Here is a 14,473-nt window from a genome sequence, read left to right as displayed (position 1 = left end):
TAAATATACTATATGTATTGTATCAAAAATTTTATATTTGTACTATAGTAATTTATTTATAGCAAATATTATTATATTTTGTTAAAATAAGTATGTACATATAGAGTTACTTAATTTGATGGAGCGGAGATGTAAAAATGAATAAAAAAGATCTGGCAGATATAAGAAAAGAGTTTAAACTGGGAAGTTATATGCTGCCTATTAAAGAAGTTTACAGCGTATATATCAAAAAGGACAATGGAGAAATAATAACCAGAGAATTGGAACATTTTGAAATGATGGAGGTAGAAAAAAGAGAGCTGTATCTGAACAATTTTAAAAAAGTGCTTACAGGATCTCTGGATTCCAAGATATTTGAACTGGATTTTAAAGAGTTGAATGAGGAAAAAGGTATTGAAGTCAGTGAAAGTACGCAGCAGATATTGTATGGTGCTTTGAATTCCAAGGAGAGCACAGCTGAATTTGGGGATAAAATAGTAGATAAAATATCACAAAATTATACTTATGATACAGATGTAGTGATAAATTTTATAAGAGCAGAATATTACAGCGGCGGCAAAAAAAATAGGGGTGAGGAAAACAGTGAAGCAGAAGATTATGTACAAGCTGTGGAATTTATACTGTGCAGTGTGAATAAAGTGGAAATTCCAAAGAAGGTATTAAAATTTGATTATGCCGAGATGAAATTCAAACCAAATTCCGCACTGGATATGACTATAAATTTGAATTCACCGCTGGATGGATTTATGTTTCCAAGTTTTACATCTCAGTATGTAGATGTAAATAAGGTAATATATTATTCTTCAAAGGCGAAACAGATCAATGGAACTTTTGTAGAAAAGGTGCTGGAGTGCACTATAAAACCTACAGCTGCAGAGGAAAAAGAAAATTTTAATACTGTATTAGGTGCAGCAGTAGGGGGTAAAATAAAGCCGGATGTCATGCAGGATGTATATGAGAGAATAAGTGGAAAACTTGAAGAAGATGAAGAAGAGGATCCTACTTTGGATGTAAATGAAGTGGCCAGAGTGCTTAGTGAAAGTGGTGTGAAAAATGTAGAATCTGTTAAAAATGCTTTTCAGGAAGTATGTGGAGAAAATTATGAGTTTAAAGCAAGAAATGTGGTTCCTGATTTCAAAAGCAAATCTATAAAGATCGAAAATGAAAATACAAGTATAACCATAAGACCTCAGGATCTGAGCAGTGTAAAACAGGTAGTGGATAAAAGAGGGAAAAAATGCCTCCTTATAGAGTTAAAAGAGGATATGGTTGTAAATGGACTCAATCTGGAAACTGAAAAGATAGAAGAATATATTTAGAATTTTTATGAGATATGTTGACATAATTTAATATGGTTGATATAATAAATAACAAAGTAGTACAATATTGAATATTAAATGAACTTATTGAGAGAGGTGGAGGGAAAGGCCCTATGAAGCCCGGCAACCAGCACAGATTGATGCATTGGTGCTAATTCCTGCAGTGTAAAGCTGAAAGATGAGGAAATCATTGAGAATGTAGACTCAGGGATTTTCCTGGGTTTTTTATTTTAATTAAATAAGGATAATTTTTAAAGGTTGACCAGAAAAACTGGAGACTGAATTCTATTTTTTTTATAGGATTTTAGTCTCTTTTTTTGTTCTGCTTTAATATGGCTGGATTAAATTCTAGAGAGGGGGAGAAAAACAATTATATGATAAGTGTAAAAAATCTGAGTAAAACGTTTAGCACTCCCAAGGGAGATGTTCAAGTGCTGAAGGATATAAACCTTGAAATTGAAAAAGGAGATGTTTTTGGAATAATAGGATTTAGCGGGGCTGGAAAGTCCACTATGATACGATGCTTAAATAGGCTCGAGGAACCCACTTCAGGGACAGTTATAATTGGCAATAAAGATATTACAGCCATGGATAAAGACGAGCTTAGAGAGGCCAGAAAGAAAATTGGCATAATATTTCAGGATTTTAATTTATTTGATTCAATGACTGTATATAAAAATATAGCTTTTCCCTTGAAGATATCCGGTTATTCCGAGGAAAAGATAAGAGACAGGGTACATGAAATATTAAATTTAGTGGAGTTAAGTGATAAAATTGATTCTTATCCTGCCCAGTTAAGTGGAGGCCAGAAACAAAGGGTGGGTATAGCCAGAGCTCTTGCCAATGAACCGGATGTGCTTTTAAGCGATGAAGCCACCTCGGCCCTTGATCCGCAGACGACCTATTCCATATTGGAGCTTTTGAGAGATATAAATAAAAAACTTAATTTGACCATTCTTCTTATAACTCATGAATTGGATGTAGTTAAGTATATATGCAATAATATGGCGGTAATTGAAGAAGGCAGGATTGTAGAAACAGGAAGTACAAATTCGGTATTTTTGAATCCTAAAAGTGATACTGCTAAAAAGTTTGTGAAAATAATGAGAAATTTCAATACAAGTGCTGACTGTACTGGAGGCGAGGTAATATGACTGATGATTTCAAAATGTTGATTCTCAAAGGATTGACAGAAACTATAGAAATGGTAATTATATCAGGCTGTATAGCACTGCTGATAGGTCTTCCGCTTGGAATTATACTGGTTGTTACTAAAAAAGGTCATATTCTGGAGCATGAAAAATTAAACAGGGTGCTGGCAGCTATAGTAAATGCCATAAGATCTCTTCCCTCCATAATATTGATTGTAGTTCTGCTGCCGCTGGCCAGATTGGTTGTGGGAACTACTTTGGGAATGAAAGCGGCTATTGTTCCAATATCCATAGGAATAGCACCTTTTTTAGCTAGAATTATTGAAACGTCCGTAGAAGAGGTGGAATGGGGAAAGATTGAAGCAGCTTTGGCTGTAGGGGCAAAGCCTTTTCAAATCATATGGAAGGTTTTAATACCGGAAGCACTGCCTTCTCTTGTAAGAGGAATTACAATCTCAATAATATCCATTATTGAATTTACTGCTGTAGCCGGGGCCATAGGGGCAGGAGGCCTGGGAAGCCTGGCAATACGCTTTGGCTATGAAAGATTTCGTAAAGATATTATGGTAGCTACTGTTGTACTGTTAATTTGTCTGGTGCAGATCATACAGTTTTCAGGAGACCATATTTCTAGATATTTGAATAAAAAAAGGTATAAGTTTGACTGACTATTATTTTAAGGGAGATGGATTAATATGAAAAAGAAAAGTGTAATATCATTGATACTGGTGCTGGCAGTAGGATTGTTTTCAGGCTGCGGGAGCAGCAGTGATTCGAAGAGCACAAGCAGCGAAGGCGGCAAGAGCAAGAGTGTTACAGTGAAGATAGGAGCTGCAGCGGTACCACATGCGGAAATTTTAAATCATGTGAAACCTGCTCTGGCGAAAGAAGGAATTAATTTGGATGTGGTGGTACTTGATGACGAGGATCAGTTAAATCCAGCTTTGCAGGAAAAACAGATAGATGCAAATTATTTTCAGCATCTGCCTTATTTAGAATCCGTAGCTAAGGAGAAAGGATATGATTTTGCAGTGGCAGGAAAAGTTCATGTAGAACCTATAGGATTTTATTCCAATAAAATTAAATCCAAGGATGAGCTTAAAAGTGGCTCTAAAATTGCCATACCTAATAACCCGTCTAATGAATATAGAGCATTGAAACTTCTTGAAACACAGGGATTGATTAAATTGAAATCCGGAATAGCCAATTACAGTGCTACACCTTCGGATATTGCAGAAAATCCAAAGAATTTACAGTTTGCAGAGGTTGATGCAGCTCAGCTTCCTAGAGTACTTCCGGATGTGGATGGTTCAATAATAAACACAAATCTTGTGCTGGAAGCAAAATTGGATCCCAATAAGGCATTGTTCAGGGAAGACAGCAAGTCACCTTATGCCAATCTTATTGTTGTGAGAAAAGGTGATGAAAATAAGAAGGAAATAAAAGCTATAGTAAAGGCACTTAATTCAGAGGATGTAAAGAATTTTATAAAGAAAAAGTATGGAGTTGCAGTAGTACCGGCTTTTTAAAAGGGAGGCATAGTATTGAGTATTAATATAAAATCACCAGAAGTGGAGACAAGAGAATCCAGGCTGGGTTCAATTACAGGATTTGGTGGAACTGCTGGACAATTATGCAGCAGTTCCAGAAATGGAAAGTTATGTGATAAGAGGAGGAGTTTCAGCCAATGTCTGGGATGCAGTTCTGGTAATGCATTGTGCCAGCTGGTTATGATACAGGATGCGGTAGTTGTAAATCATGCACCTATAGGATGCTCAGCTGATTTTCAGGATTATAATTTCACAAACCGGGTAGGACAGAGAAAAAGAGATCTGCCTTTGAGAAATGTCAGGCTGCTAAATACCAATCTTGAAGAAAAAGATATGATATATGGTGGGATTTTCAAACTGGAAAAAACTGTAGAAGAAGCTTATAGAAGATTTAACCCAAAAGCAATTTTTGTAACTACCTCCTGTGCTTCTGGAATTATCGGAGATGATGTAGAAGGAGCAACCGATAAGCTGCAGGAAAAGTTGGGAATACCTGTAATATATATATCCTGCGAAGGATTCAGATCAAGGATTTGGACAACAGGTTTTGACGCTGCATATCATGGAATACTGCGAAAAATTGTCAAACCGCCGGTGGAGAAAAGAAAAGATGTGATAAATGTGATTAATTTTTGGGGCAGTGATATATTTACCGATTTATTTGGACGCATAGGCCTGAAACCCAATTACATTGTCCCCTTTTCAACTGTAGGACAGCTGGAAAAGATATCTGAAGCTGCAGCTACAGTACAAATATGTCCCACGCTGGGGACATATTTGGCTGCCGGGCTGGAGCAGGAATATGGAGTAACTGAAATCAAATCACCACCTCCTTATGGAATTCAAGGTACGGATATATGGTTCACAGAACTGGGAAAGGCTACAGGAAAAGAACTGGAAGTGGAGAGGCTTATAAAAGCTGAAAAAAATAAAATTGCAGATCCACTTGAAAAGCTGAGACGCAAATTGGAAGGAAAAAGAGTATATGTTACTGCAGGAGCAGCTCATGGACACAGCCTTATAGCACTTCTAAAAGATCTCCACATGGATGTAGTTGGGGCGGCTATATTTCACCATGATCCCTGCTATGACAACCGGGATCCTAGAAGTGACAGTTTAGGTCATGTAGTGAAGAGCTATGGGGATATTAAAAATTTTGATATCTGCAATAAGCAGCCTTTTGAATTGGTAAATATATTAAATAAATTGAAGCCGGATTTACTGGTAGCCCGACACGGCGGCATGTCTTCCTGGGGACCCAAATTGGGCATACCCACATTTTTGATGGGGGATGAACAATTCGGACTGGGATATGAAGGCTTGATAAATTATGGAAATAAAATAGTAGATGTACTGGCAACCAGAGAATTTGTAAAAAATATTGCCAGTCATTGCGAATTACCTTACACTGATTGGTGGTTGAAACAGGATCCTTATAGTTTTTTAGGAGGTGAACATAATGACCAGGACAGTTAAAATAGTTGAACAGCCCAGACATTATTGTGCACTGGGAGCAGAGCAGTCGGTGCTGGCCATTAAAAGGGCTATTCCAATAATACATTCTGGACCGGGCTGTGGAATCAAATTATATGATGGACTGAGTATTGGGTCAGGATATCAAGGTATAGGGTATTCAGGAGGAAGTGCAGTCCCGTGTACCAATACGACTGAAAGAGAAGTTGTGTTTGGAGGAGAAAAAAGATTGAAGCAGGTAATAGATGGGTCTTTAAAGGTTTTAAAGGGCGATCTATTTGTAGTTTTGACAGGATGTACTGCGGATATAATAGGAGATGACGTAGGACAGATAGTTGGTGAATATAAAAGTAGAGGAATCCCAATAGTTTATGCGGAAACAGGTGGATTTAAAGGAAGCAATTTTAAAGGACATGAACTGGTGGTTAAAGCCATTATAGACCAGTTTGTAGGTGAAAAAAAAGCACAGGTGGAAAAAGGACTTGTAAATGTCTGGTCCGTACTGCCTTATCAGGATTCATTTTGGACAGGAAATTTGATGGAGATAAAAAGATTACTCCAGGAAATAGGATTGAAGGTAAATATACTTTTTGGGACAGAATCCAATGGTGTGGATGAATGGAGGACAATTCCCGATGCCCAGTTTAATTTGGTTCTCTCTCCCTGGGTGGGACTGGATATTGCAAAGCACCTTAAGGGAAAATATGGTACTCCCTATCTGCATTATCCAGTACTGCCTATAGGGGCGAAGGAGACCAGCAGTTTTTTAAGAACTGTTGCAGAATTTGCTCAATTGGATAAGAAGAATGTAGAGGAATTTATAAATAGAGAGGAAAAGAGATTTTATTATTATATTGAAAGATCACTGGATTTTTTCATAGAGTTCAGATATGATATGGCAGATAGATTTTTCAATATAACGGATTCCTTTTATGCACTTGGAATCAGCAAATTTTTGGTGAATGAACTTGGAATTGTTCCGGGAGAGCAGTATATTACAGATGATACTCCAGAAGAATATAGAGAGGCAATAGAACATGAGTTTGAGCACTTATCTGATGGGGTTTCATCCAAAGTGATATTTGAAATAGATGGAGGGAAAATACATGAGAGGTTGAGGAAATATCCTCATGGCAGCTATAAACCGCTGATTCTTGGAAGTTCCTGGGATAGAGATATGGTGCGGGAGTTAAATGGATTTGGAGTAAATATATCACTGCCGGTTATGCACAGGCTGGTGTTAAACAGGAGCTATGTGGGATATAATGGTGGATTGACGCTGGCGGAAGATATATACAGCAATATATTGGAAACATATAAATAATAAGCTGAAATTTAATTTAAATATCAATTGACCCTGGATATGTTTTAATATATAATGTTAATTAATAATTTAATAGGTGATCCTTATCAAGAGAAACTTAGGGAATGGCCCGATGAAGTTTCAGCAACCCATGTGCGCATTACATGTAAGGTGCTAAGTCCATCAGAACTCAGTTCTGGAAGATGAGGTAAAGGTAAAATTTTAATCTTTTATGTTTATCGTAGTAAATAATCCTCTTCTTCTGAAGGGGATTATTTTTTAGTTTTTTATCTGTAGATTATTATAAAGGGGGTAATATGAAGATGGGGGTAAAGACTGTGCAGGGAAAAAACCAGATTTCAGAGCAGTATATTAAGAAAATATTGGAATCATTAAAAAGCATAAGCTATGGCTCAATAACTTTAGTAATCCAGGACGGAATAGTAATCCAGATAGAAACTAAAGAAAAAATAAGACTTAAATAGATAGTGTACAGTTTTAATTATCGGGAAAACAAAGCAGCTTCAATTTAAAATGATGTGATAATGTTATCAGAAAATAAAAACTTTTACAGAAAATATAAAATGAATGTTTTCATTGTTGATTATCCTCTAAATAAATAGTAAAATGTAATCAGGTACAATGTTGAGTATTTAAGTCGGGTATTTATCTCATCTAAGTGCTCATATAGATTGTATCTGATTTTTGAAATTAAATATGACTCAAATACTCGGATATAAAGGAGAGATAAAATGGGAAAAAAATTGTTGACAATAAATAATCTAAGGACAAAAGTCGAGGATAAAGAGATATTGAAAGGACTCAATCTTGAAATTGAAGCAGGTGAGATACATGCAATAATGGGACCTAATGGGGCAGGAAAGTCTACTCTTGTAAATACTATAATGGGTCATCCCAATTATGCTATATCGGGAGGAGATATAGTGTTTGAAGGGGAAAAAATAAATGATTTAAAAGTGGATGAAAGGGCAAGGCGGGGGATATTTATGTCTTTTCAGTATCCACAGGAGATACAGGGAATAACTGTTGAAAATTTCTTGAGAAGTGCTAAAGCTGCTGTTACAGGAGAAAGAAGCGGTATATTGGCCTTTAGAAGATTATTGAAGGAAAAATTGAAGCTTTTAAAAATAGATGAAAGTTATGCAAAGAGATATTTGAATGTGGGATTTTCAGGCGGAGAGAAGAAAAAGAATGAGATACTTCAGATGGCAGTGCTTCAGCCTAAACTTGCTATGCTGGATGAAACGGATTCAGGACTTGATGTGGATGCAGTTAGAATAGTGTCGGAGGGAGTAAGCAAATTTAGAACAGAAGATAATTCCATACTTGTAATTACGCATCACAACAGCATTTTGGAGAATTTAAAGCCGGATTATGTTCACATACTAGTAGATGGAAGAATAGTCAAAACAGGGGATGCATCTTTGGCTGAAGAGATAGAGAAAAATGGGTACGATAAGTTTAAGGCACTGGTCTAGCGGATTGTCTTAATAAGGAAGGTGTTTTTATTGGAAAAAGAAAAAACTTATATAGAAGATGTAAGAAGAAGTATTTACGATATAAAAAATGAAGATAAATCCAGTTATAAAACTGGTTCTGGTCTCACAAGAGAAATAATAGAAGAGATATCAGATGAAAAAAATGATCCGGATTGGATGAGAGAGTTCAGACTTAAATCCCTGGACATTTACAATAAGCTGCCAATGCCGTCCTGGGGACCTGATCTTAAAGATCTGGACATGAACAACATAGTTACTTATGTAAGGCCTGATACCAGCATGAAACACGATTGGAAAGATGTGCCTCAGGATATAAAGAAGACATTTGATTTACTGGGAATACCAAAGGCAGAACATGAGTCTCTGGCAGGAGTTGGTGCCCAATATGATTCAGAGGTGGTTTATCATAATGTAAGCGAGGAATTAAAAAAGCAGGGCGTTTTGTACATGGATATGGAGACAGCCATAAGGGATTATGAAGATCTGGTAAGACCTCTTTTTATGAGGCTTGTACCTCCTACAGATCATAAATTTGTGGCACTTCATGGAGCAGTTTGGTCCGGTGGTTCCTTCGTATATGTGCCGGAGGGGGTTCAGGTTGATATACCAATTCAATCTTATTTTAGATTAAATGCCCCTGGAGCAGGCCAATTTGAGCACACTCTCATAGTAGTTGAAAAAGGAGCGAGAATTCACTATATAGAAGGATGTTCTGCACCTAAATATTATGTAAATAATCTGCATGCAGGATGTGTGGAATGTTACATAAGAGAAGGAGCTTCGTTAAAGTACAGTACTATAGAAAATTGGTCAAGAAATATGTACAATTTAAATACAAAGAGGTCTGTAGTGGATAAAAATGGTCATATAGAATGGGTAACAGGTTCTTTTGGTTCCAAAGTATCCATGTTGTATCCTATGAGTATATTGAGAGGAGAAGGAGCAAGATGTGATTTTACAGGAATAACCTTTGCAGGTGCCGGACAGTATCTGGATACTGGTTCTAAAGTAGTGCATGCAGCGCCAAATACCACATCTGTGGTAAATTCCAAGTCCATTTCCAAAGATGGTGGAGTTTCAATTTACAGAGGTCTTTTGAGTTCTACAAAAAATGCGGTTAACTCCAAATCCAGTGTATCCTGTGAGTCATTGATGCTGGACAGTGAATCCAGATCGGATACAGTACCTATTATAAGCGTGGCAAACAACAATGTGGATATAGGTCATGAAGCCAAAATAGGCAGGATAAGTGACGATGCAATTTTCTATCTTATGAGCAGAGGACTTACTGAGGAAGAGGCAAGAGGTATGATAGTTACAGGATTTGTTGAACCTGTAGCCAAGGAACTTCCTCTTGAGTATGCAGTGGAGATGAACAATTTAATCAAACTGGAATTAAAGGGAACTATAGGATAAGGAGGTACTGTATGATAGATAGTAAGGGGAAATCCAACAATTATAAAGATATAATTTCCACATTACAGGGTAAAAAGGAATTTAGACTAAATCAGGCTTATGTGCTTACCTGGAAACATCTTGGGCTAAATAATTTTCATATTGACAATTATGAATTTCCGGAAATAAAGGAATATGACGGAAATTATCTGGACTTTAAAACTGAGGATTTTAAAGAGGTAACCATAAAGACCCTGCAGCAGGCTGAGGGAGAAAATCTCGCACAATATTCCAGCTTTAAAGGTGCTACTTCAGTTTCAAAGGATTTTGTAAGACTTGCAGAAAATGGATTTAATTCAGGAGTATTTATAAAGGTTCCTGAAAATAGAGTTTTAAATTCCTACGTAAGACTTAATTTTAATTTAGATGAACATAATCCTACAGTTATAGATCAAAATATAATTGTGGCGGAACCAAATAGTAAAATCACTTTAATAGTAGATTATTATACTGAGGGGAAAGAAACCACTGCTTTTCATAATGGATTGACAAAGGTATTTGCTAAAAGCGGTTCCCAGGTGAATGTTGTAAAAATACAGAGGATGAATGATAAATCAACTCATTTTGATTCAAACATGGCCCAGGTTGAAAGTGAAGCAAAGGTGAACTGGATTACTGTAGAAATAGGTAGCAGTATAAATGTTACAAATTACAATTCAGATTTAAAGGGACAGCACAGTAGTTCGGATATATATTCAGCCTATCTGGTGGATGGAGACAGGAGACAGGATCTCTATTATACTGCTAATCATTTTGGAAAAAAGAGTGTAAGCAATATGGTTATAGAAGGAGTATTGAAAGACAGAGCCAGAAAAGTATTCAAGGGAAATATAGACTTTAAAAGAGGTTCTTCCAAATCAAAGGGATCTCAAGCAGAAGAAGTACTTCTTCTGGATCCAACGGTGAAAACAGACACTATTCCAATGCTTCTTTGTCAGGAAGAGGATGTAGATGGAGAACATGCAGCCAGTGTAGGTAAAATAGATGAAAATCAGCTTTTCTATTTGATGAGCAGAGGATTTGATTATGATGAAGCGGAGAAGCTAGTTATTGAGGCCAGGTTTAGTCCTATTTTTGATAAAATTCCTGCGGAGGATTTAAGAAAGTTTTTATCTGAAGAACTTAGAAGGAGGATTATAAATGAGTAATGGAAATGTAATACAGACAGGTTTAGATGTAGAAAAAATAAGAAAAGATTTTCCCATACTTTCAATAAAAGTAAATGGAAAAAGGCTAGTATATTTTGATAATGGAGCCACTACTCAGAAACCATTGTCCGTTATAAAAGCCGTAGAAAATTATAATGAAAATTTAAATGGAAATCCTCATAGGGGTGCTCATTATCTGGGAGTTACTTCTACGGAAGCCTATGAAAAAGCTCGTGAGAAGGTGAGAGCTTTTATCGGAGCAGAAAAGTCTTCTGAAATAATATTCACCAGGAATACTACGGAGTCGTTAAATCTGATAGCTTATAGTTATGGATTGAATGCTGTAAGCAAGGGTGATGAAATAGTAATTGCCATTTCGGAGCATCACAGCAACATACTTCCATGGCAGATGATATCAAAGGTTAAAGGTGCAGTCCTTAAATATATGTATACTGATGAAAATGGAAGAATCAGTGAAGAAGAATATAAAAGCAAAATTACAGATAAAACAAAAATCGTGTCTATTGCACAGGTTTCAAATGTACTTGGAACAAAATATCCGGTTAAAGAGATTGTAAAATATGCTCATGAAAAAGGGGCTGTAGCTATAGTGGACGGTGCCCAGAGCACACCTCATATGAAGATAGATGTTTCTGATCTTGATGCGGATTTCTTCGTATTTTCGGGCCATAAGATGCTGGCTTCCATGGGAATAGGAGTACTCTATGGAAAGGAGAAATTCCTCCTTGACATGACTCCATTTTTAAGAGGCGGCGATATGATAGAATATGTAACAGAACAGGATGCCACGTTTGCTGAGCTGCCTTTTAAATTTGAAGCCGGTACACAGAATGTAGAGGGAGCAGTATCTCTTGGTGCAGCCATTGATTATTTGAATTCAATAGGACTTGATAAAATTGAGGCCTATGAAGAGGAGCTTACGGAATATGCTCTTGAGAAAATCTCAGCTTTGGATTATGTAACGGTATATGGACCTAAAACTGCCAAGGGAAAGGGTGGAATTATTTCATTTAATGTGAAGGATGTTCATCCTCATGATGTGGCAACTATATTAAATAACTATGGGATAGCTGTAAGATCAGGACATCACTGTGCGCAGCCTCTTATGAAACATTTGGGAATTCAAGCGTCTTCTAGAGCAAGTTTTTATTTTTACAACACCTATGAGGAAATAGATCAATTCATAGAGGCACTTAAAAATGTTAGGAAGTGGTTGGGATATGGACGATCTTAGCATGGTGTACACTGAGATAATAACAGAACATAATCAGGATACTACAAATAAAAGAGAGATAAAAGATCCTGATTTAAAGGAAAGAGGTCATAATCCCAGCTGTGGAGATGACATAACCCTCTCCATGAAATTTAAAGGAGATGTGATAGAGGATCTGGCCTATGAAGGAAGCGGATGTGCCATATCGCAGGCTTCTACATCCATGATGATAGATTTGATCAAGGGAAAGACCATTGAAGAGGCATTGAACTACGTTAAAACATTTATAGGAATGATAAAAAAAGAAGTTACAGATGAAAAAGAACTTGAAAAGCTGGAGGATGCAATAGCACTTAAAAATATATCCATGATGCCTGCCAGAGTAAAATGTGCGGTATTGGCCTGGCATACACTGGAGGAAGCTATAAAAAAAAGAAAAAAGGGTGTTTCTCAATAAGCTATATTCAGATATCAAATCCGGTTGATTTTCAGTTTTGCCTGAAAATCAACCGGATTTGTGTTTTATACTCAGGTTTTATCTGAGCCTCAAAATTACTTGATATTATTTATAAAGGAATTGTATTCAGTTAAAAGATTGGTCTTATCTGTTTTAGAGGCAAAAGAATAAACTATTCCATTTTTAATGACCTTTTTTATATCATTCAGATTAAAATGTTGATATTCTACAAGGTATTTAAATTCTTGAATTATGTCTGTATTTGATACGGTGGTATTATCCGTATTTACGGTTACAACAATACCTTCATCCAAATATCTTTTTATAGGATGCTCTTTATAGGAACTTACCGCCGATGTATTTATATTGCTGGTTATGCAGACTTCGAGCGGAATTTTTGTTTCCTTTAAATATTTGGTTATTTGCTTGTCTTTGTAGGCATAGGTACCGTGGCCTATTCTTTCAGCGTACAGCATTTTTATGGATTTCATTATATTTTCCGGTATGCCTGTTTCGCCGGCATGTACCGTACGGTGAAATCCGTACTCTTTTGCAAGTTTGAAAGCTTCTCTGTGAATTTCCGGTGGAAAATCTGATTCATTTCCTGCCAGATCTATGGCCACTACGCCTTTATCTAAAAATTTTCTTGCTTTTTTTATGAGCTCTATTCCGTATTCAGCAGGCTCTTGTCTTAAAATGCACAGAATTAAATTTGACATGATACCTAGATTTTTTCTGCCATAATCCATGGCAGAGAGAACAGTTTTTATAACCTGTTCTGGTTTTAGACCATTTTCTAAATGATTTAAAGGTGCAAACCGTATTTCTATATATCTGATATTCTTTTTACAAGAATCCTCAAGTAATTCTGTAGTTACCCTGTATATGTATTCTTCTTTTTGCATAATTTTAATGGGCAGAGTGAATTTATTCAGATATTCTTTTAAGGATTTACAATTTCCGAGAACTTTAACTTTTTCCTCAAAATTGTCTAAATCATTATCTGAAATGGGTATCTTTTCTCTTTGGGCTATGTCTAGTATAGTCTTAGGCCTTAAACTGCCATCCAAATGACAGTGAAGATCTACTTTTGGAATGAGTTTAAATATTTCATCAATGTTCATTATAATTATAGCACGCTCCTTATTGTTTAGTTTAGTTATAATAATATTATATAGCTTAAATATGAAAAAATATGAAAAATTTTCTGTTAGGTGTTGTAATTTATATAATAAAGTAATACAATAATTAAGGTTGTAAAAATTTATGAGAAAGATGGTAAATTTATGGAACAAATAGAACAATTAAGAGAAAGGTTAAATTCGATGGTTGGTAGAGGTAGAACTCTATATAGCGGAGAAATATTGGAAATAAGTCAACAGTTGGACAGGCTAATTTATCTTCATTACAGAAATGTGAATTGTTGTGAAAGCAGTTCAAATGCTAATTTAATTTTTAATATATAATAATTGCATTTTAGTTGTTTTTATGTGCATTGCTATAGGGCTGTAGTGGAAACGAGAGCTTTATTTTGTTTCATGTTTATGAGATTTAAATGCTCTACATTTAAGTTTATGATTGTTAGCATATGAAGTTAATTTTATTTTGAAAATGTATTGACAAAAGTATGTACAGGTGATACACTATAAAAGCTGTCTTAAGAGACGGCAGGTAATTTAAGATGATCCTTGAAAATTAAACAGAATAAATATAAGGAAACTTATACGAGAATAAAACAGCAATTCTTTTGAGCTGCGATAAGCAGCTAAAAGTAATTTCGAAATAAATTGTATGTTATGTTCGGTAGTAAAACATCATTTATGATGTTTTACATATTTAGCGTAATGTATCTAAAATTGTTAG

The 14,473-nt window shown here is 35.8% G+C and carries 14 protein-coding genes and 2 riboswitches; of the genes, 13 read left to right on the top strand and 1 reads right to left on the bottom strand.

The window, feature by feature from the left end; genetic code table 11:
- Positions 1-137: 137 nt before the first annotated feature.
- From CLLU_RS15840 to sufU, 12 genes are all read left to right on the top strand, one after another.
- Positions 138-1,319: a DUF4317 domain-containing protein gene (locus tag CLLU_RS15840; protein ID WP_106010749.1), complete on the top strand. Its 1,182-nt coding sequence runs from the start codon at positions 138-140 to the stop codon at positions 1,317-1,319.
- A gap of 81 nt (positions 1,320-1,400) precedes the next feature.
- Positions 1,401-1,504, top strand: a riboswitch (SAM riboswitch).
- A 189-nt stretch (positions 1,505-1,693) separates the two neighbouring features.
- Positions 1,694-2,473 carry a methionine ABC transporter ATP-binding protein gene (locus CLLU_RS15835; protein ID WP_106010748.1) on the top strand — a complete coding sequence of 260 codons (780 nt, stop codon included), beginning with the start codon at positions 1,694-1,696 and terminating at the stop codon, positions 2,471-2,473.
- A complete protein-coding gene (locus CLLU_RS15830) occupies positions 2,470-3,138 on the top strand; it encodes a methionine ABC transporter permease (RefSeq protein ID WP_106010747.1) in 669 nt (222 codons plus the stop codon). Before CLLU_RS15835 ends, CLLU_RS15830 begins: the two co-directional genes overlap by 4 nt.
- A gap of 27 nt (positions 3,139-3,165) precedes the next feature.
- Positions 3,166-3,999 (top strand): MetQ/NlpA family ABC transporter substrate-binding protein, encoded by an 834-nt coding sequence (locus CLLU_RS15825; protein WP_106010746.1) that lies wholly within the window; start codon positions 3,166-3,168, stop codon positions 3,997-3,999.
- Between the two features lie 15 nt (positions 4,000-4,014).
- Positions 4,015-5,496, top strand: coding sequence for a nitrogenase component 1 (locus CLLU_RS15820; RefSeq protein WP_106010745.1), 1,482 nt, complete (start codon positions 4,015-4,017; stop codon positions 5,494-5,496).
- The gene (locus CLLU_RS15815; RefSeq protein ID WP_106010744.1) at positions 5,480-6,817 is read left to right on the top strand and encodes a nitrogenase component 1; all 1,338 of its coding nucleotides are present in this window, start codon (positions 5,480-5,482) and stop codon (positions 6,815-6,817) included. The genes CLLU_RS15820 and CLLU_RS15815 overlap by 17 nt, the downstream gene beginning before the upstream one ends.
- Positions 6,818-6,897: 80 nt before the next feature.
- Positions 6,898-7,006: riboswitch (SAM riboswitch) on the top strand.
- Between the two features lie 113 nt (positions 7,007-7,119).
- A complete protein-coding gene (locus CLLU_RS15810; protein ID WP_242977696.1) occupies positions 7,120-7,281 on the top strand; it encodes a YezD family protein in 162 nt (53 codons plus the stop codon).
- A gap of 267 nt (positions 7,282-7,548) precedes the next feature.
- On the top strand, positions 7,549-8,295 hold the full coding sequence (gene sufC, locus CLLU_RS15805; RefSeq protein WP_106010742.1) for a Fe-S cluster assembly ATPase SufC: 747 nt from the start codon (positions 7,549-7,551) through the stop codon (positions 8,293-8,295).
- A 30-nt stretch (positions 8,296-8,325) separates the two neighbouring features.
- Positions 8,326-9,732, top strand: a complete 1,407-nt coding sequence (gene sufB, locus CLLU_RS15800; RefSeq protein ID WP_106010741.1) for a Fe-S cluster assembly protein SufB — start codon at positions 8,326-8,328, stop codon at positions 9,730-9,732.
- Between the two features lie 11 nt (positions 9,733-9,743).
- Positions 9,744-10,919, top strand: a complete 1,176-nt coding sequence (sufD, locus tag CLLU_RS15795) for a Fe-S cluster assembly protein SufD (RefSeq protein WP_106010740.1) — start codon at positions 9,744-9,746, stop codon at positions 10,917-10,919.
- Positions 10,912-12,174, top strand: coding sequence for a cysteine desulfurase (locus CLLU_RS15790; RefSeq protein WP_106010739.1), 1,263 nt, complete (start codon positions 10,912-10,914; stop codon positions 12,172-12,174). The genes sufD and CLLU_RS15790 overlap by 8 nt, the downstream gene beginning before the upstream one ends.
- Positions 12,161-12,610, top strand: coding sequence for a Fe-S cluster assembly sulfur transfer protein SufU (gene sufU, locus CLLU_RS15785; protein WP_106010738.1), 450 nt, complete (start codon positions 12,161-12,163; stop codon positions 12,608-12,610). The genes CLLU_RS15790 and sufU overlap by 14 nt, the downstream gene beginning before the upstream one ends.
- 95 nt (positions 12,611-12,705) lie before the next feature.
- Here sufU and add read toward each other — a convergent pair whose 3' ends face one another.
- A complete protein-coding gene (gene add, locus CLLU_RS15780) occupies positions 12,706-13,734 on the bottom strand; it encodes an adenosine deaminase (RefSeq protein WP_106010737.1) in 1,029 nt (342 codons plus the stop codon).
- 162 nt (positions 13,735-13,896) lie between these two features.
- On the opposite strand from add, the gene CLLU_RS15775 reads away from it, so the two are divergent.
- Entirely contained in the window at positions 13,897-14,076 is a 180-nt protein-coding gene (locus tag CLLU_RS15775; RefSeq protein WP_106010736.1) for an aspartyl-phosphate phosphatase Spo0E family protein, read from the top strand.
- Positions 14,077-14,473: the final 397 nt, after the last annotated feature.

The organism is Clostridium luticellarii (genome assembly GCF_002995845.1).
GTDB lineage: Bacteria > Bacillota > Clostridia > Clostridiales > Clostridiaceae > Clostridium_B > Clostridium_B luticellarii.
Note: the sequence above shows the minus strand (reverse complement) of the source record. Positions and strands in the feature narration are given on the sequence as shown.

Coding starts and splice junctions, on each gene's coding strand:
- CLLU_RS15830 (WP_106010747.1), top strand. CDS start 2,470: ATGACTGATGATTTCAAAATGTTGATTCTCAAAGGATTGACAGAAACT.
- CLLU_RS15835 (WP_106010748.1), top strand. CDS start 1,694: ATGATAAGTGTAAAAAATCTGAGTAAAACGTTTAGCACTCCCAAGGGA.
- sufC (WP_106010742.1), top strand. CDS start 7,549: ATGGGAAAAAAATTGTTGACAATAAATAATCTAAGGACAAAAGTCGAG.
- sufU (WP_106010738.1), top strand. CDS start 12,161: ATGGACGATCTTAGCATGGTGTACACTGAGATAATAACAGAACATAAT.
- CLLU_RS15815 (WP_106010744.1), top strand. CDS start 5,480: ATGACCAGGACAGTTAAAATAGTTGAACAGCCCAGACATTATTGTGCA.
- add (WP_106010737.1), bottom strand. CDS start 13,734: ATGAACATTGATGAAATATTTAAACTCATTCCAAAAGTAGATCTTCAC.
- CLLU_RS15790 (WP_106010739.1), top strand. CDS start 10,912: ATGAGTAATGGAAATGTAATACAGACAGGTTTAGATGTAGAAAAAATA.
- CLLU_RS15840 (WP_106010749.1), top strand. CDS start 138: ATGAATAAAAAAGATCTGGCAGATATAAGAAAAGAGTTTAAACTGGGA.
- sufD (WP_106010740.1), top strand. CDS start 9,744: ATGATAGATAGTAAGGGGAAATCCAACAATTATAAAGATATAATTTCC.
- CLLU_RS15825 (WP_106010746.1), top strand. CDS start 3,166: ATGAAAAAGAAAAGTGTAATATCATTGATACTGGTGCTGGCAGTAGGA.
- CLLU_RS15810 (WP_242977696.1), top strand. CDS start 7,120: ATGGGGGTAAAGACTGTGCAGGGAAAAAACCAGATTTCAGAGCAGTAT.
- CLLU_RS15775 (WP_106010736.1), top strand. CDS start 13,897: ATGGAACAAATAGAACAATTAAGAGAAAGGTTAAATTCGATGGTTGGT.